The 16,714-nt window shown below is 70.8% G+C and carries 14 protein-coding genes; 8 read left to right on the top strand and 6 right to left on the bottom strand.

Translation table 11 applies throughout. The annotated features are described in order from the left end of the window. Positions 1 to 41: 41 nt before the first annotated feature. On the bottom strand, positions 42 to 536 hold the full coding sequence (locus OG689_RS16495; RefSeq protein ID WP_266321203.1) for a GNAT family N-acetyltransferase: 495 nt from the start codon (positions 534 to 536) through the stop codon (positions 42 to 44). A 337-nt stretch (positions 537 to 873) separates the two neighbouring features. Here OG689_RS16495 and OG689_RS16490 point away from each other — a divergent pair, with 337 nt between their 5' ends. Continuing rightward, positions 874 to 1,848, top strand: a complete 975-nt coding sequence (locus OG689_RS16490) for a helix-turn-helix domain-containing protein (RefSeq protein ID WP_266321202.1) — start codon at positions 874 to 876, stop codon at positions 1,846 to 1,848. Positions 1,849 to 1,918: 70 nt separating this feature from the next. On the opposite strand, the gene OG689_RS16485 is transcribed toward OG689_RS16490, so the two are convergent. The 4 genes from OG689_RS16485 to OG689_RS16470 all read right to left on the bottom strand — a co-directional run bounded on the left by OG689_RS16485 (position 1,919) and on the right by OG689_RS16470 (position 5,876). Further along, positions 1,919 to 2,671 carry a histidine phosphatase family protein gene (locus OG689_RS16485; protein WP_266321200.1) on the bottom strand — a complete coding sequence of 251 codons (753 nt, stop codon included), beginning with the start codon at positions 2,669 to 2,671 and terminating at the stop codon, positions 1,919 to 1,921. Between the two features lie 116 nt (positions 2,672 to 2,787). Continuing rightward, positions 2,788 to 4,404 (bottom strand): monocarboxylate uptake permease MctP, encoded by a 1,617-nt coding sequence (gene mctP, locus OG689_RS16480; RefSeq protein ID WP_266321199.1) that lies wholly within the window; start codon positions 4,402 to 4,404, stop codon positions 2,788 to 2,790. Continuing rightward, entirely contained in the window at positions 4,401 to 4,694 is a 294-nt protein-coding gene (locus tag OG689_RS16475; protein ID WP_266321198.1) for a DUF3311 domain-containing protein, read from the bottom strand. Before OG689_RS16475 ends, mctP begins: the two co-directional genes overlap by 4 nt. A gap of 393 nt (positions 4,695 to 5,087) precedes the next feature. Next, positions 5,088 to 5,876, bottom strand: coding sequence for a GntR family transcriptional regulator (locus tag OG689_RS16470; protein ID WP_266321196.1), 789 nt, complete (start codon positions 5,874 to 5,876; stop codon positions 5,088 to 5,090). 335 nt (positions 5,877 to 6,211) lie between these two features. On the opposite strand from OG689_RS16470, the gene OG689_RS16465 reads away from it, so the two are divergent. The 7 genes from OG689_RS16465 to OG689_RS16435 all read left to right on the top strand — a co-directional run bounded on the left by OG689_RS16465 (position 6,212) and on the right by OG689_RS16435 (position 15,860). After that, a complete protein-coding gene (locus tag OG689_RS16465) occupies positions 6,212 to 7,480 on the top strand; it encodes an extracellular solute-binding protein (RefSeq protein ID WP_266321195.1) in 1,269 nt (422 codons plus the stop codon). A gap of 146 nt (positions 7,481 to 7,626) precedes the next feature. Then, complete coding sequence (locus tag OG689_RS16460) at positions 7,627 to 8,592, top strand: carbohydrate ABC transporter permease (RefSeq protein ID WP_266321194.1); 966 nt, start codon at positions 7,627 to 7,629, stop codon at positions 8,590 to 8,592. Further along, positions 8,589 to 9,416: a carbohydrate ABC transporter permease gene (locus OG689_RS16455; protein WP_266321193.1), complete on the top strand. Its 828-nt coding sequence runs from the start codon at positions 8,589 to 8,591 to the stop codon at positions 9,414 to 9,416. Before OG689_RS16460 ends, OG689_RS16455 begins: the two co-directional genes overlap by 4 nt. Positions 9,417 to 9,421: 5 nt before the next feature. Next, complete coding sequence (locus tag OG689_RS16450) at positions 9,422 to 10,975, top strand: glycoside hydrolase family 3 protein (RefSeq protein ID WP_266321191.1); 1,554 nt, start codon at positions 9,422 to 9,424, stop codon at positions 10,973 to 10,975. A gap of 386 nt (positions 10,976 to 11,361) precedes the next feature. Continuing rightward, the gene (locus tag OG689_RS16445) at positions 11,362 to 12,672 is read left to right on the top strand and encodes an extracellular solute-binding protein (RefSeq protein ID WP_266321190.1); all 1,311 of its coding nucleotides are present in this window, start codon (positions 11,362 to 11,364) and stop codon (positions 12,670 to 12,672) included. A 223-nt stretch (positions 12,673 to 12,895) separates the two neighbouring features. Then, entirely contained in the window at positions 12,896 to 13,957 is a 1,062-nt protein-coding gene (locus OG689_RS16440; protein WP_266321188.1) for an SIS domain-containing protein, read from the top strand. A gap of 382 nt (positions 13,958 to 14,339) precedes the next feature. Further along, the gene (locus OG689_RS16435; protein ID WP_266321186.1) at positions 14,340 to 15,860 is read left to right on the top strand and encodes a PAS domain-containing sensor histidine kinase; all 1,521 of its coding nucleotides are present in this window, start codon (positions 14,340 to 14,342) and stop codon (positions 15,858 to 15,860) included. A gap of 458 nt (positions 15,861 to 16,318) precedes the next feature. Here the strand turns inward: OG689_RS16435 and OG689_RS16430 are convergent, their stop codons facing one another. Beyond that, positions 16,319 to 16,570, bottom strand: a complete 252-nt coding sequence (locus OG689_RS16430) for a WhiB family transcriptional regulator (RefSeq protein WP_014138019.1) — start codon at positions 16,568 to 16,570, stop codon at positions 16,319 to 16,321. Positions 16,571 to 16,714: the final 144 nt, after the last annotated feature.

Genomic DNA, 16,714 nt, shown 5'->3' with positions numbered 1-16,714 from the left:
CCCCGGACCGCCGGTGTCGGCCGGATCCGGGGCGGACGGTCTCAGAACGTCATCGAGTAGACCATCAGCACGATGCCCGGCCGGACCTCCCAGTCCCGCTCGGGGGCCCGCCGGAAGCCCAGCCGCTCGTACAGGCGGTGCGCCGAGGTCATCGACGGGCGGGTGGAGAAGGCCATCCCGGTCAGGCCGAGCTCGCGGCTGCGGGTGATCGCGGCCCGCACCAGGGCCTCGCCCGCCCCCCGGCCGCGGGCGGCGCCGCCGACCGCGAGCATCCGGATCTCGCCCTCGTGCGGGCCGGCGATGTCGGCGAATTCGCTGCCGCCGGCCGCGAAGGTCACGCAGCCGAGCAGCCGTCCGTCGGCCGGATCGACCGCGACGAGGAGTTCGGCCTGTTCGAAGCGGGGGCGGGCGTCCAGGAGCTGTGCGGCGTAGGGGCCGTCGGCCGGGCTGTGGCCGTCGCCGACGAAGGCTTCGTGGGTGACGGCGCCGACGGCTTCGAGGTCGGCAGGAACGGCGCGGCGGATGACGAGGTCCATGGCCCCAGTCTGCCCGAAGGCCGGTCGGAGGCGGCGGGCAGGCCGTCCTGTAGTCGGTCGCCGGGCGCCGGTTCGTGCGGGTAGCCGCCGGGCCGGTGCCAGTTGTCGCGTCCGTGCCCGCCGTTCCGGTCGAGGTCCCGGCCGACCAGCACACCCAGCAGGCCGAAGCCGCCGACGGCGGCGATGAGGGCGAGTGCGTTCGTGAGCGTCGAGGAGTCCATGTCTTCACTTTCGTGGGCGCGGCGCTCCGCCACGAGTGGCAGGAATGCCCGATCGCATCGAAATACTGCCAGCAGATCCCTGGTGCTCCCGGAGCCCGGGCGGCATCCTGGACGGCATGCTGAGCAATGTGGTGGCCGTGGTGCTGGAGGAGGTCCACCCCTTCGAACTCGGGGTGGCCTGCGAGGTGTTCGGCCTGGACCGGAGCGGCGACGGCCTGCCGGTGTACGAGTTCGCGCTGGCCGGCGAGCGCACCGGGCCGCACCGCACCCACGCCGGCTTCAGCGTCGACGTCCCGTACGGCCCCGAGCGGCTGGCCGGCGCCGACCTGGTGATCGTCACCGCGACCGGCCTGCGCGACTCGTACCCGCCGGCCCTCGTCGAGGCGCTGCGGGCGGCCGTCGAGGGCGGCGCCCGGGTGCTCTCCATCTGCAGCGGCGCCTTCCTGCTCGGCGAGGCCGGGTTGCTGGACGGCCGCCGCTCCACCACCCACTGGCGGCACGCCGTCGAGCTGGCCCGCCGCCACCCGCACACCACCGTCGAGCCGGACGTGCTCTACGTGGACGAGGACCCGGTGATCACCTCGGCCGGCACCGCCGCCGGCATCGACGCCTGCCTGCACCTGGTCCGCCGGCTGCAGGGCGCCGAGGTCGCCCGGGGGATCGCCCGCCGGATGGTGGTCGCCCCGCACCGGGAGGGCGGCCAGGCGCAGTTCGTCGCCCGGCCGCTGCCCGAGGAGGACGGCGCCTCGCTCGGCGGGCTGCTCGACCGGATGCGCCACCAGCTCGACCGGGAGTGGACGGTGGACCAGCTGGCGGCGCGCGCCCACATGTCCCCGCGGACCTTCGCCCGCCGGTTCCAGCAGGAGACCGGCACCACCCCGCACCGCTGGCTGACCGGGCAGCGGGTGCTGTTGGCCCAGCGGCTGCTGGAGGGAACGGACGAGCCGGTGGACTCGATCGCCGCCCGCTGCGGCTTCGGCAACGGCGCGACCCTGCGCCACCACTTCGGCCGCCGGCTGGGCACCACCCCGCTGGCCTACCGCCGGACCTTCGCCGGCGGCTGGCAGGGGGAGCCGGAGCTGCGGATCTGACCGGTCGGGGCGGGCCCGCGGGCGCCGGGCCCGCCCCGGCGGTTCGGGCGCCGCTGCCGGCCCGGGCGGTTCAGGCGCCCGGTTCCAGGTGCCCGGTGGTGTTCCACCGCTCGGGCCGCAGCCGTTCGCCGTCGGTGCGCCAGACACTGGCCGAGCAGTTGGCGACCTGCTCCACCTCCAGCAGCTGCTGCTCGGTGAGCCGGTCCAGCACGTGCCGCAGCATCAGCACGGTGCAGTCGTGCGCCACCACCAGGACGGGGTTGCCGTCCTCCTGCTCGCAGAGGTCGCGCAGGCAGCTGCGGACCCGCAGGGCGACGTCGGACCAGGACTCCCCGCCGGGCGGCCGGTAGTACAGCTCGCCCATCTTCCGCCGCCGGGCCGCCTCCTCCGGGTGCTTGGCCTCGATGGCCGCCGCGGGCAGCATCTCCAGGATGCCCAGCTCGCGGTCCCGGAGCCGTTCGTCGTAGCGGACGGCCAGCGAGATCGGCACCGCGCCGAGCCCGGCGGCCTGGGCGAGCGCGATGCGGGCGGTCTCGGCGGTCCGGACGTACGGCGAGCACCAGACGCTGCGCGGGCGGTCGCCGGCGGGCAGGCCGGCCCACCAGCGGCCGAGCGCTTGGGCCTGCTGCTGGCCGTGCATGGAGAGCGGGATGTCGGCGTCCCGGCAGTTGATCGGCACGCTCAGCGCGCCCGCCGCCTCGGCGAGCTGGAACTCCACGTTCGCGGTGGACTCCCCGTGCCGGGTGGCGATCAGCACGGACGGCAGCCGCAGCCCGGGTGTGCTCCGGTGCTGGCCGTTGAGGGTGGTGCCGAGTTCTGCCATGTCCGGTCTCCCCGTTGTCGTCGAATCCTCCGACAGCCGTTCATACATATGATCGCGCCGTCACCTCCAGTGTTCACGGAGGTGACGGCGCGATCACAGGGCGCGCGCAGCGCGAATCAATGCGCCGCTGCGGGCACCGGCGCGTGCTGCGCCTTCGGATCGCCGGCCTCGGCGCCGTAGTCGTCCGGGTCGGTCTCGTCGGTGCCCACCGGGGCCTTCAGGGCCCGCAGCACCAGGGTCAGCAGCACGGCCACCGCCAGGTTCAGCAGGAACGCGGTCAGGCCGATGTAGCCGATCTCGCCGATCACCGGGATGTTCGCCGCGCTGCCGCCGAAGTGCTTGGTGGCGGGACTGGCGATGCCGTACGCCTGCCAGGTGCCGTAGACCATGCCGGCCGCCCAGCCGGCGAACAGCGCCCAGTGGTGGAACCAGCGGGTGAACAGGCCGCCGACGATCGAGACGAAGGTCTGCAGGATCCACAGGCCGCCGAGCAGCTGCAGGTTGATCGCCGCCTGCTTGTCCATGGTGAGGACGAAGGCCAGCGCCCCGACCTTCACCAGCAGCGAGGCGAGCTTGGCCACCCTGGTCTCGTCCGCCGCGGTGGCGTCCGGGCGGATGAACTCCTTGTAGACGTTGCGGGTGAACAGGTTGGCCGCCGCGATCGACATGATCGCCGCCGGCACGAGCGCGCCGATCCCGATCGCCGCGAAGGCCACCCCGGTGAACCAGTCCGGGAACATGTTCTCGAACAGCTGGGGCACCGAGAGCTGCGCGTTGAAGCCCTTCACCCCGCTGCCCACCCCGGCCGCGATGGCCATGAAGCCGAGCAGCGCCAGCAGGCCCAGCATCAGCGAGTAGGCCGGCATGATCGCCATGTTCCGGCGCACGGTGTTGCGTGACTTGGAGGCCAGCACGCCGGTCACCGAGTGCGGGTACATGAACAGGGCCAGCGCCGAGCCCAGGGCCAGCGTGGCGTACGTCCACTGCTTGTTCTCGGCGAGGATCAGCGACCCGGGCGACTTGGGCGTGCTGAACTTCTGCGCGGCGGTGTCGAAGATGTGGCCGTAGCCGCCGAGCCGCATCGGGATGTAGATCACCGCGACGATGATCACGATGTAGATCAGGGCGTCCTTGACGAAGGCGATCAGCGCCGGCGCCCGGAGCCCGGAGGAGTAGGTGTAGGCGGCCAGCACGCCGAAGGCGATGAACAGCGGCAGGTCCTTCACGAACCAGTTGCTGCCCGCCCCGCCGCCGACGCCCAGCACGTCCAGCACCGCCTGGATGCCGACCAGCTGGAGCGCGATGTACGGCATGGTGGCCAGGATGCCGGTCAGCGCCACCACCAGGGAGAGCGCCTTGGAGCCGTACCGGCCGCGGACGAAGTCCGCCGGGGTGACGTACCCGTGCACCCGGGAGACCGACCACAGCCGCGGCAGGAAGAGGAAGACCAGCGGGTACGCGATGATCGTGTACGGCACCGCGAAGAAGCCGGCCGCGCCGGTGGCGTACACCGCCGCGGGGACGGCGACGAAGGTGTACGCGGTGTAGAGGTCGCCGCCGAGCAGGAACCAGGTCACCCAGGTGCCGAAGTTGCGGCCGCCGAGCCCCCACTCGTCCAGGTGCAGGGCGTTGTCCGCCTTGCGCCAGCGCGAGGCCATGAAGCCCATCACGGTGACCAGCAGGAAGAACAGGACGAAGACCGCCAGGGCGGTCACGTTGACGCCGTCGTTCATCGCTTCCCACCTGCCCGGGCGGCCTTGCGGGCCTTCTCGTCACGGTTGACGAGCAGGTAGGCGGCGAAGGTGAAGACGGCCGAGGCCGGCACCCACAGCAGCTGGTACCAGTAGAAGAACGGCACGCCGCCGGCCTCCGGGTCGGCCTTGGTGTACGAGGCCACCCAGAGCATGGCGACCACCGGTACGGCGAGGCTGAGCCCGGCCAGGACCCGCTCGGGGGTCACGGCGGGCAGGGGCGCGGGTGGCGGCCCGGGCAGTGGTTCGGGTACTTCGAGATCTGCGGACATCTACGGCTCCGGCTGAAGAGGTGTCACCTCGTCGGCGCCGCAGTCCCGGGCGCGTGGGCACCCAGAACCCGCCGAGCAGCACCACTGGTGATCGGCAGTCACTACAGCTGCGGAATGTAGAGCACGGGGTGACGTATGTCACCCGATTCACGGAACTCCCCCACTATCGGTGTCCGTGCGGGCGCGCCTTGGCACCGCATGCCCGGTTCGTGCACCCTCGGTGAGCCGGGGTCGGGCACCCGGCCGGTCGGTCCGGTCGGCGTGCCGGCTCCGTACGCCGGAAACGCACCGGCGCGCGGACCGTGGGACGGTCCGCGCGCCGGGAGTACTTGCCTGGGGGAGTACCTGCCTGGGGGAGTGCCCACCGCCGCCGGGGCCCGGCGGCGGTGGCGGCTACTCCGGTCGCTGCAGGCGGGTGATGAACTTGTACCGGTCGCCGCGGTAGATCGACCGGACCCACTCCACCGGGGCGCCCTCGGCGTCGAAGGAGTGCCGGGAGAGCTGGAGCATCGGCAGGCCGAGGTCGGAGCCGAGCAGGCCGGCCTCGCGCGGGTTGGCCAGCGTGGTCTCGATGGTCTCCTCGGCCTCGGCCACGGTGACCCCGTACACCTCGCGCAGCGCGGTGTAGAGCGAGTTGTGCTTGACCAGGTTCCGGCGCAGGGCCGGGAAGCGCTTGGCGGACAGATGGGCGACCTCGATCGCCATCGGGTCGCCGTTGGCCAGCCGCAGGCGCTCGATCCGCAGCACCCGGCCGCCGGGCTTGATGTCCAGCAGCGGGGCGAGCCGGTCGTCCGCGGTGATGTAGCCGACCTCGATCAGCCGGGAGGTGGGCTCCAGGCCCTGGGCCCGCATGTCCTCGGTGTACGAGGTGAGCTGCAGGGCCTGGGCGACCTTGGGCTTGGCGACGAAGGTCCCCTTGCCCTGGATGCGCTCCAGGCGTCCCTCGACCACCAGCTCCTGCAGGGCCTGCCGGACGGTGGTCCGGGAGGTGTCGAACTGTGCCGCGAGGGCCCGCTCGGGGGGCACCGGGGTGCCGGCCGGCTGGGTCTCGGTGAGCTGGAGCAGGTGCCGCTTGAGGCCGTAGTACTTGGGAACCCGGGCGCCCGCGGGGGAGGGCTGCACCGCGAGGCCCTTCACCTGGGGGTCGTTCACCTGGGCTGTGCTGCCCCCGTCGCTGGTCATCGGCCGTATCTCCTGCTCCTCGCGGAACCGCACCGGCCCCGCCACCTTGTTCAACGGCACACATCGTTGCATGTATGCCCGGGGAACGAATACCTCATCACACGATGAACGATGAGCGGTGTCGGCTTGATAACAGGTGGTCCGGATTGGTCCGAGGACCGTTGACACGCCCATTGGTCTAGGCCAAGCTCCAGGCAGTTGGTCTACACCACTGCAGGCCAGCAGCTATGAATCCCAACCCGTCCCATGGGTCCGCGGCACCATTCCTACCGCTTTGTGTGGGTCTGCCGTTGCCACCGATGGGGGGAAACCCTGGCATCCCTCAGGAGGATGGCGTGAAGCGTCAGCTCATCGCGGCGGTCGGCGTCGCAGCAATGGTCGTCGGTCTGGCGGCCTGTGGCTCCGACGGCAAGAAGGCCGATGACGCGGCCAAGCCGAAGGACTACAACGGCAAGACCCTGACCGCGTGGTTCATGGACGGTTCTGCGCCGCAGGCATGGCAGGACGGCATCAAGGCGGACTTCGAGAAGGAGTTCCCGGGCGCCAAGCTCAACATCCAGGTCCAGAAGTGGGACGGCATCGGCCCGAAGGTCACCACCGCGCTCTCCGAGGGCTCGGTCGACGTCCTGGAGCTGGGCAACACCCAGACGGCCGGCTACGCCGCCACCGGTGGCCTCGTCGACCTCACCAAGGACAAGGCGACCCTGGGCGGCAACGACTGGGCCGCCAACCTGAACGAGTCCTCGGTGCTGGACGGCAAGCAGTACGCCGCCCCGTGGTACTTCACCAACCGCTCCGTGATCTACAACAAGGAGCTGTGGACCAAGGCCGGCATCGCCGCCCCGCCGAAGACCCTGGACGAGTACGTCGCCGACCTTGAGAAGCTCAAGGCCACCCCGGGCGTCGCCCAGGCCATCTACCTGCCGGGCCAGGAGTGGTACACCTACTTCGGCCTGATCACCAGCGAGGGTGGCAAGCTCGTCAAGAAGGACGGCGACAAGTACGTCGGCAACCTGTCCTCCCCCGAGGCGAAGGCCGCGTTCGCGACCTACCAGAAGCTCGCCGCCTTCTCCAGCGCCCCGAAGGACAAGGACGAGGCCAACCCGCAGCAGATGACGCTCTTCCCCAAGGGTGACATCGCCTCGATGATCGGCCTCGGCTGGGAGGCCCCGGCGGCCAAGGACATGACCGCCGACAAGTGGGGCGTCTTCCCGCTCCCGGGCAAGACCGCCGACAAGCCGTCCGGCGTGTTCCTCGGTGGCTCCAACCTGGCCGTCGCCCAGGCGAGCAAGAACCAGGACCTGGCCAAGGGCTTCCTGAAGATCGCCCTCTCGGACAAGTTCGAGGGCCAGATGGCCGCCGCCGGCCTGATCCCGAACAAGGCCTCGCTGAACAGCCAGGTCGTCGGCGACTTCGCGAAGGCGGCCCTGGCGGCCTCCGCCAACGGTGCCACCACCCCGAACATCGCTGCCTGGGCCGGGGTCGAGAACAACCCGAACCCGATCAAGGAGTTCATGACCGCCGTGCTCCAGGGTGGCGACTACGACGCCACGGCCAAGAAGTACGACGAGGAGATCACCAAGCGCCTCGCGGCGAAGCAGTAACACTGAGCGGCGTCGCTCACCGGCCCCCCGCGGGCCGGTGAGCGGCGCCGCCTACCCGTCGTGGCCAGGTTGGTAAGGAAGAGAGAACGATGGCTGTGCATTCGGAGCGGGTGCAGACACGGTCCCCGGAATCAGGGAAGGCTGACATGGCCGCCACTGAGCAGATCGCCCCGCCCACCGCGGGCGGCACCCCCACGAACGGCAGACCTACGGCCGGTCCGCGCCTGCTGACCCGCATCGCGCCGTACCTGCTGCTGCTGCCGGCCGTCGCGGCCACCCTGTTCCTGCTGGGCTGGCCCCTGCTGAAGACGTTTCTGATCTCGTTCCAGAACCTCAACAGCCGCCAGCTCGTCCAGCACCTCACCGAGTGGAACGGCTTCGAGAACTACACGGAGCAGCTGACCAGCGCGGAGTTCTGGCACACCACCGGCCGCTCGGTCGCGTTCACCGCCGGCACCGTCGTCCTGATCATGGTCGGCGGGACCCTGGTCGGCCTGCTGCTGAACCGGCTCGGCAAGTGGATGCGGTTCCTGCTCTCGGTCGGCCTGCTGCTGGCCTGGGCGATGCCGATCGTCGCCCAGACCACCGTCTACACCTGGCTCTTCGACCAGAAGTACGGCGTCGTGAACTGGGGCCTGGACAAGCTCGGCTTCCACGGGATGCTCGACTACAACTGGTTCAGCGGCCAGTACTCGGCGTTCTTCGTGATCATCCTGCTGATCGTGTGGGGCTCGATCCCGTTCGTCGCCTTCAACATGTACGCGGGCCTGACCACCATCCCGACGGAGCTCTACGAGGCCGCCCGGATGGACGGCGCCGGCGCGTTCAAGATCTTCGGCTCGGTGATCTACCCCAGCCTGAAGCCGTTCTTCCTCGCCACGACCTTCCTTGAGGTCATCTGGGTGTTCAAGTGCTTCACCCAGGTCTACGTCCTCAACTTCGGCGGGCCGCAGCGCCTGACCGAGACCCTCCCCGTGTACGCCTTCATCGAGGGCATCAGCAACAACCACTACGGCAGCGGGGCGGCGATCGCCGTGCTGACCATCCTGATCCTCGGCGTCCTGATGGCGTACTACTTCCGGATCATTCTGAAGCAGGAGGACGAGCTGTGAGGCGCTCGATCATCGGACGCAGCTGGCCCAACATCATCGCGGTCGTCCTCTTCGTCTTCTTCATCTTCCCGGTCTACTGGATGGTCTCCACGGCCTTCAAGCAGAACACGGACATCATCAGCAAGACCCCGGTCCTCGTCCCGCTGAACGGCACCCTGGAGCACTTCGACCGGGCCGTGCACGCCGACGGCTTCTGGACGATGGTCGGCAACAGCTTCATCGTGACGGTCGGCGCGGTGCTCGCCTCGCTGGTGATCGCCACCCTGGCGTCCTTCGCCATCGCCCGGATGAAGTTCCGCGGCCGCAAGAGCTTCGTGCTGGTGATCATGGCGGCCCAGATGGCGCCCTGGGAGGTCATGACGATCTCCGTCTACCTGATCGCCCGCGACAACGACATGCTGAACAGCCTGCTCCCGCTGACCATCTTCTACATGATGATGGTGCTGCCCTTCACGATCTGGACGCTGCGCGGCTTCATCGCCGCGGTGCCGAAGGAGCTGGAGGAGTCCGCGATGGTGGACGGCTGCACCCGGGTCCAGGCCTTCGTCAAGGTGGTCTTCCCGCTGCTCGCCCCCGGTCTGATGTCGACCTCGCTGTTCGGATTCATCACCGCGTGGAACGAGTTCCCGCTGGTCCTGATCCTCAACAAGCAGAGCGGCCAGACCCTGCCGCTCTGGCTGACCGGATTCCGCAGCGCCTTCGGCGACGACTGGGGCGCGACCATGGCGGCCTCCTCGCTGTTCGCGATCCCGGTCCTGATCCTGTTCGTCTTCCTGCAGCGCAAGGCCGTCGGCGGGATGACCGCCGGCGCCGTGAAGGGCTGACGACCGTGAGCATCCTGATCCCCAGCGGCACGGTCAACGACCAGCTGCACCGCGACGCCCTCGCCGTGCTCCAGCCCGGCTTCGTGGGCACCACGCCGCCCGACTGGATCCGCCGGCACCTGGCGGCGGGCCTCGGCTCGGTCGCCCTGTTCGGGCGCAACGTCACGGACCCCGCCCAGCTGGCCGAGCTCACCGCCGCCCTGCGCGCGGAGAACCCGGACATCCTGGTCGCCATCGACGAGGAGGGCGGCGACGTCACCCGCCTGGAGACTGGCTCCGGCTCGTCCTGGCCGGGCAACCTCGCGCTCGGCGCCGTCGACGACCCGGCGCTGACCCGGGACGTCGCCCGCGAGCTCGGCCGCGCGCTGGCCGCCTGCGGTGTGAACTACAACTGGGCGCCGTCCGCGGACGTGAACTCCAACCCGGGCAACCCGGTGATCGGCGTCCGTTCCTTCGGCGCCGACCCCGAGCTCTGCGCGCGGCACACCGCCGCCTGGGTCGAGGGCCTGCAGTCGGTGGGCGTGGCGGCCTGCGCCAAGCACTTCCCCGGCCACGGCGACACCGCCGTCGACTCGCACCACGGCCTGCCCGTGGTCGACGTGGACGTCGACCTGCTGCGCTCGCGCGACCTGGTCCCGTTCAAGGCGGCGATCGCGGCCGGTGCCAAGGCCGTGATGACGGCCCACATCATGGTCCCGGTGCTCGACCCGAGCCTGCCGGCCACCCTGAGCAAGGCCGTGCTCAGCGGCCTGCTGCGGGCCCGGCCGCAGGACGGCGGGCTCGGGTACGACGGCCTGATCGTCACCGACGCGATCGAGATGGGTGCCATCGCGGACACCTACGGCACCTCCGAGGGCACCCTGCTGGCCCTGGAGGCCGGCGCGGACGCGATCTGCGTCGGCGGCGAGCACGCCGACGAGGAGACCGTCCTGCAGCTGCACGACGCCATCGTGGCGGCGGTGCGCTCCGGCCGGCTCTCCGAGGAGCGCCTGGCCGACGCCGCGGACCGGGTCCGCAGGCTCGGCAGCTGGGCCCGGATCGAGGCCCAGGGCGAGCGCCGCGAGCCGGACCTGTCGATCGGCCTGCAGGCCGCCCGGCGGGCCCTGCGGGTGGTCCGGGCGCCCGGGCGCCCGGTGGCCCCGGTGACGGACCGTCCGTACGTCGCCTCGTTCTCCCCGCAGGCGAACGTGGCGGTCGGCGACGAGACCCCGTGGGGCGTGGCGGGCATGCTCGCCGCACGGCTGCCCGGCACCCGGACGGAGAACTTCGGCCCGGCCGACGCCACGCCCGAGCAGCTGGACGCGCTGGTCGCCAGGGTGCTCGCGGGCGCCCAGGACCGTCGGCTGGTGCTGATGGTCCGTGACACCCACCGCCACGACTGGATGTCGGCCGCACTGCACCGGCTGGTGACGGCCCGTCCGGACGCGCTGGTGGTGGAGATGGGGGTGCCGCAGGCCGCTCCGGTCGGAGCGCTGCACATCGCCACCCACGGCGCCGCGCGGGTCTGCGGACTCGCTGCGGTGGAGGTGCTCACCGGCCAGCCGCAGACCGCGAGCTGACGAAACGTCTCATTCAGGCCAGGGGCCGTCGGAGGATTCCTCCGACGGCCCCTGGTCCGTTTTCGGCGGTGTGTGACGTTCCTCCCACCTTGGCATGACGGTGTTCCCTCAAGTGAGCCTTAAGGCTGCCTTAAGTTCTACTTATGGTGATGGGGTGACGACGGAGGGCAACGGCTCACAACAGGTCTGCAACGGCAGGTTGCAGTAGGCCATTTGAGCGTTGACACCCGGAGTGGTCTAGGCCAAGCTCCAGGAATCTGGTCTGAACCAATCCTGACCGGATGTGGTATTGACCCTCCCAGGCTCCGCGCTGCCCACCTCGGTGATCCCGGTGGCTCGAACACGCCGTCGGTGGGCACATTTTTTTGCACCCTCGGGAGGATGACGTGAAGCGTCAGCTCATGGCGATGTTCGGGATCGCGGCGCTCGCCGCTTCGGTCGCGGGATGCGGTTCGGGGGCCAGGTCCGCGCAGGACGGGGCCACCAAGGCGGCGGACCCCAAGGAGATGACCGGGACCGTCACGGTCTGGCTGATGAACGACGCCCAGACCAGCTGGCCGGAGCTGGTGCAGCGGGTCAACGACGACTTCGCCGCCAAGTACCCGAAGGTCACCCTGAAGCTGGCCTACCAGGAGTGGACCCAGAAGGTCGCCAAGCTGGACGGCGCGCTGGAGGCCGGCGCCGCGCCCGACGTGGTCGAGCTCGGCAACACCGAGACCATGAAGTACATCCTCAACGGCTCGCTCGCCCCGGTCGACAAGGCCAGCTTCGACAACGCCGACAACTGGATCCGCGGCCTGGTCAACACCTGCACCTACCAGGACAAGCTGTTCTGCGTGCCGTACTACGCCGGCGCCCGCGTCGGCATCTACAACGCGGCGATGTTCCAGCAGGCCACCGGCGCCGCGGAACTCCCGCAGAACGAGGACGAGCTGCGCGCCGCGCTCGACAAGGTCCAGGACAAGAACAAGGCCGACAAGACCTTCTCCGCGCTCTACCTGCCCGGCCCGTACTGGTACGCGGCCATGAGCTACGTCGCCGCGTACGGCGGTGCCATCGCCCGCTTCGACAGCGCCGGCAACTGGCACGGGACGCTCAACGACCCCAAGTCCCAGCAGGGCGTCCAGCACTTCGTCGACCTGGTGCAGAAGTACAACCACAACGACCTGACGGTCAACGAGAGCGGCCAGGCCACCGTGCTGGCCCGCAAGCGCGCCGCCGTGCTCTACGGCAACGGCTGGGAGGCCGGCAGCGCCGTCGCCCCGGTCACCGGCGACCCGACCCTCAAGGACGCGGTCAAGGTGGCGACCATGCCCGGCCCGGGCGGCAAGCCGCTGCCCTCCTTCATCGGCGGCTCCGACCTGGCCGTCACCGCGAAGTCGCCGGTCCGGGACCTCGCCGCGGACTGGATCCGGATGTTCACCAGCACCAAGTCCGAGCAGTTCCTCGCGGACAAGGACATCCTGCCGAACAACCTGAGCCAGCTGGAGCCGCTGAAGAGCAAGCCCGCCACGGCGGCCGCGGCCAACGCCGTGCCGGACGCGTGGTTCACCCCGCTGGCGCCGGGCTGGGGGGCGATCGAGAAGCAGAACGTGCTGGTCAACATGCTGAACTCGATCCTCAAGGGCAAGTCGGTGGACCAGGCCACCAAGGAGGCCGACGCCCTGATCAACCAGCTGATCAACAACCCGGCCTGACCCGCCGCCCCGCCGGCCCCGCCGCCCCGCCGCCCCGCCGGCCCCGCCGCCCCGCCGGGAGCGCCGTCCGTGACCACGGACGGCGCTCCCGGCTGCGCCGGCCGCGGGCGCCCCCGTAGGATTGCAGCGCAATCACCGCAGCGAGTGTGCGGACTCGCCGCCGTAGAGGTCCCCGCCGGGCAGCCGCCCGAAGGGGTTGAACCATCTCATCGGAGGCATCCAGATGTCCGACCCGCAGACCCTCTCAGCCGTCCCCGGCCGGATCATGGCGGCGGAGATGGCCGAGCAGCCGGCCGTCCTGCAACGCATCCTCGACGAGGGCGCCCCCAAGATCCGCGAGATCGCCGCCGAGATCGCGTCCCGCAACCCGCGCTTCGTCCTGCTGACCGCCCGCGGCACGTCCGACAACGCCGCGCTGTACGCGAAGTACCTGATCGAGATCCTGCTGGGCAAGCCCGCCGGCCTCACCTCGATGTCCACCACCACCGCCTACGGCGCCAAGCCGGACCTCACGGACGTCCTGGTCGTCACCGTCAGCCAGTCCGGCGGTTCGCCCGACCTGGTCGCCTCCACCAAGGCGGCCCGTGAGGCCGGCGCCATCACGCTGGCCGTGACCAACAACGCGGCGTCCCCGCTCGCCGAGGTCTCCGAGTTCCACATCGACGTGCTGGCCGGGCCGGAGAAGGCGCTGCCGGCCACCAAGACCTACACCGCCGAACTGCTCGCGCTGTACCTGCTGGTCGAGGGCCTGCGCGGCGGGGACGGCGCGGCCGCCAAGGCGCTGCCAGCTCTGGCCGCCGGCATCCTGGCCAGGCAGGCCGAGGTCAAGGCGCTGGCCGAGCGCTACCGGTTCGCCCAGCGCCTGGTCATCACCTCGCGGGGCTACGGTTACCCGACGGCCCGCGAGGCGGCCCTCAAGCTGATGGAGACCACCTACATCCCGGCCTCGCCGTTCTCCGGCGCGGACCTTCTGCACGGCCCGCTGGCGATGGTGGACAACGTCTCCCCGGTCATCGCGATCGTGCCGGAGGGCAAGGGCGGGGAGGCCCTGCAGCCGGTCCTGGACCGGCTGCGCGGCCGCGGCGCGGACCTGGTGGTGATCGGCCAGCAGAACCAGGTCGACGCCGCCTCCGCGGGCTTCGCGCTGCCCGCCGGCGTCCCCGAGGAGGTCCAGACGATCCTGGAGATCCTGCCGCTGCAGCTGCTGGCCTACGAGGTCACCATCGCCCGGGGCCAGGACCCGGACGCCCCGCGCGCCCTGGCGAAGGTCACCGAGACCCACTGACGCCCGGCCGTACGCCGAAGCGCCCGTCCACAGCCTGTGGACGGGCGCTTCGGCGTGGGCGGCGGGGCCGTGCCCGGGCCCGGAAAGCACTACGGGCCACGGCGCCGACACGGGACCCTCAACCCATGCGGCACCGCAGCCCGGAGCTGTCGTCGGACGCCGGTTTCGATCGAGAACTGTGCGGGGTCCTCGTTCGGCGATGTCCGACCGAGGAGCGGCCGCGCGCGGTCAGGGCAGTTTGCGCGGGGGCCTCTCCTTGGTGCTTCTTCATTGTGGACTAGACCAATCTGGCTTGTCCAGAGCGGGCCCGCAATTGGTCTGGACAACCCGGGCGGGGCCTCCGGCCGGGCCCGGCGGCGGCGCTGCGACTACGCTCGGCCCTGTGCCCTCGCTGAATGAACTCGTCCGCCGCCACACCACCCTGACCGGTGCCGATGTGGAGTGGCTCCACATGCTGGTCTCGGAGTGGCAGCTGCTCTCCGACCTCTCCTTCGCCGACCTGGTGCTCTGGATCCCCACCTGGGACGGCATCCGGTACGTCTCGGTGGCCCAGATGCGGCCCAACACCGGCCCGACCTCCTACCAGGACGACATGGTCGGGCACCTGGTGCCGCGCGGCCGGCGCCCGCTGCTGGACGCCGCCTTCGACGAGGGCCGGATCGTCCGCGAGGGGGACCCGGAGTGGCGCGAGGAAGTGCCGGTGCGGGTCGAGTCGATCCCCGTCCGGCGCGAGGGCAAGGTGCTGGGGGTGATCGCCCGCAACACCAACCTGCTGACCGTCCGCACGCCCAGCCGGCTGGAGCTCACCTACCTGCAGAGCGCCTCCGACCTGGCCCAGATGATCGCGGCCGGCTCGTTCCCCTACCCGGGCGTCGAGCAGACCGACATGGACGCGGCGCCCCGGGTCGGCGACGGCCTGATCAGGCTGGACGCGGACGGCGTCGTCACCTACGCCAGCCCCAACGCGCTCTCCGCGTACCACCGGCTCGGACTGACCACCGACCTGGTGGGCAGTCACCTGGGTCGCAGCACCGCCGAGCTGGCGCCGCCCTCGCGTGGAGCCGTGCACGAGGCGCTGGTGAAGCTGGCCAGCGGGTGGGCGCCCCGGCAGACCGAGGTGGAGGCACAGGGGGGAGTGGTCACCCTGCGGGCCATCCCGCTCAAGCCCAAGGGGGTGCTCACCGGCTCGCTGGTGCTGGCCCGGGACGTCACCGAGCTGCGCCGGCGCGACCGGGAGCTGATGACCAAGGACGCCACCATCCGGGAGATCCACCACCGGGTGAAGAACAACCTGCAGACGGTCGCGGCGCTGCTGCGGCTGCAGTCCCGCCGGATGGATTCGGAGTCCGGGCGGGCCGCGCTGGACGAGGCGGTGCGCCGGGTCGGTTCGATCGCGATCGTGCACGAGACGCTCTCGCAGACGCTGGACGAGCAGGTCGCCTTCGACGAGATCGCCGACCGGGTGCTGGCGATGGTCATGGAGCTGTCCCAGGACGGCCGGGTGGCGACCCGTCGCAGCGGCAGCTTCGGCATCCTGTCCGCCGAGGTCGCGACCCCGCTGGCGATGGTGCTGACCGAGCTGCTGCAGAACGCGCTGGAGCACGCCTTCGGCGGCAAGGATGCCGGGAACCTGGAGGTGAGCGCCCTGCGCGGGCGGGCGCCGGCCACCGGGATGGGCTGGTCGGACAGCTGGAACGGCGGGGCGAAGCCGGAGGAGTACCTGCTGATCACGGTGCAGGACGACGGCCGGGGGATGCCCGAGGGGTTCGATCCGCAGCAGGCGGGCAATCTGGGCCTGCAGATCGTCCGGACGCTGGCGACCGGCGAGCTGGGCGGCACCTTCGACATGGTGGCGGCGCCGGACGGCGGTACGAAGGTGGTGCTGGAGATCCCGGTCCGCTGACCGGTCGGCCCGCCGCCTCGGGGCGGCGCGGCAGGTAGGCCCAACGGTGGGCCGGGGCAGGGAAGTTGGGGGCGCGCGCAGCTGTTGCGGGCGCCCCTCGCGCCGGACGGGCGCCCGGGTCGGGGGCACCGCAGAGACAAAAACGAGGCCCTGTCGACCGGGGGGGGTGGGTCGACAGGGCCTCTCAACCCGTTCCGGCCGTCGGGGGGAGTCGGCCGGAACGGGGGCTCTGGGTGATGCGACGATCACCGACGCATTGCGCACGGTGAGCGCCCTAGGCCCACAATATTGCTCTCAGTGAGCAGTATCAAGTACCTGGGCCGCTCGGCGTCGCGGAACCTCACCGGAGTGCGGCCCCTCATACGGAAGGCTTCGCCAGAAGAGGCAGGGAAGCCCTTGATCATGGGTTGATCGGGTCGTGCGGCCGCCGGGTGGCCCGACGGCTGATGGTGCTTCGATCAGGCGGTGCGGGCGCGGTTGCGGGCTGCGCGGCGCTTCATCGCGCGACGCTCGTCCTCGCTCATACCGCCCCAGACGCCGGCGTCCTGGCCGGTCTCAAGAGCCCACTGCAGGCACTGCTCCATGACGGGACAGCGGCGGCACACGGCCTTGGCTTCCTCGATCTGCAGCAGAGCAGGACCGGTGTTCCCGATCGGGAAGAACAGCTCCGGGTCCTCTTCGCGGCAGACAGCGCGGTGGCGCCAGTCCATGCTCGTCCAACTCCTCCTGCCGGCGGGCGGTGGCCCGGGCCGGCGCAATCGATGGGCTTGTGAATGTGAACGCTTTCACGAATCCCGCAACAGCAAAAGGGACCAAAGGCCCATCGGGCCCGGGTGGTCTGTGCTGGGGTGGGG

The sequence above is a fragment of the Kitasatospora sp. NBC_00240 genome (assembly GCF_026342405.1).
In the GTDB taxonomy this organism is placed as follows: Bacteria; Actinomycetota; Actinomycetes; order Streptomycetales; family Streptomycetaceae; genus Kitasatospora.
The sequence above is the reverse complement of the archived record's forward strand: the minus strand, read 5'-3'. Positions and strand labels throughout refer to the sequence as shown.

Bases quoted from the DNA above. Each gene is read 5' to 3' on its own strand.
- OG689_RS16495 (WP_266321203.1), bottom strand. From the start codon at position 536: ATGGACCTCGTCATCCGCCGCGCCGTTCCTGCCGACCTCGAAGCCGTC.
- OG689_RS16490 (WP_266321202.1), top strand. From the start codon at position 874: ATGCTGAGCAATGTGGTGGCCGTGGTGCTGGAGGAGGTCCACCCCTTC.
- OG689_RS16485 (WP_266321200.1), bottom strand. From the start codon at position 2,671: ATGGCAGAACTCGGCACCACCCTCAACGGCCAGCACCGGAGCACACCC.
- mctP (WP_266321199.1), bottom strand. From the start codon at position 4,404: ATGAACGACGGCGTCAACGTGACCGCCCTGGCGGTCTTCGTCCTGTTC.
- OG689_RS16475 (WP_266321198.1), bottom strand. From the start codon at position 4,694: ATGTCCGCAGATCTCGAAGTACCCGAACCACTGCCCGGGCCGCCACCC.
- OG689_RS16470 (WP_266321196.1), bottom strand. From the start codon at position 5,876: ATGACCAGCGACGGGGGCAGCACAGCCCAGGTGAACGACCCCCAGGTG.
- OG689_RS16460 (WP_266321194.1), top strand. From the start codon at position 7,627: ATGGCCGCCACTGAGCAGATCGCCCCGCCCACCGCGGGCGGCACCCCC.
- OG689_RS16440 (WP_266321188.1), top strand. From the start codon at position 12,896: ATGTCCGACCCGCAGACCCTCTCAGCCGTCCCCGGCCGGATCATGGCG.
- OG689_RS16430 (WP_014138019.1), bottom strand. From the start codon at position 16,570: ATGGACTGGCGCCACCGCGCTGTCTGCCGCGAAGAGGACCCGGAGCTG.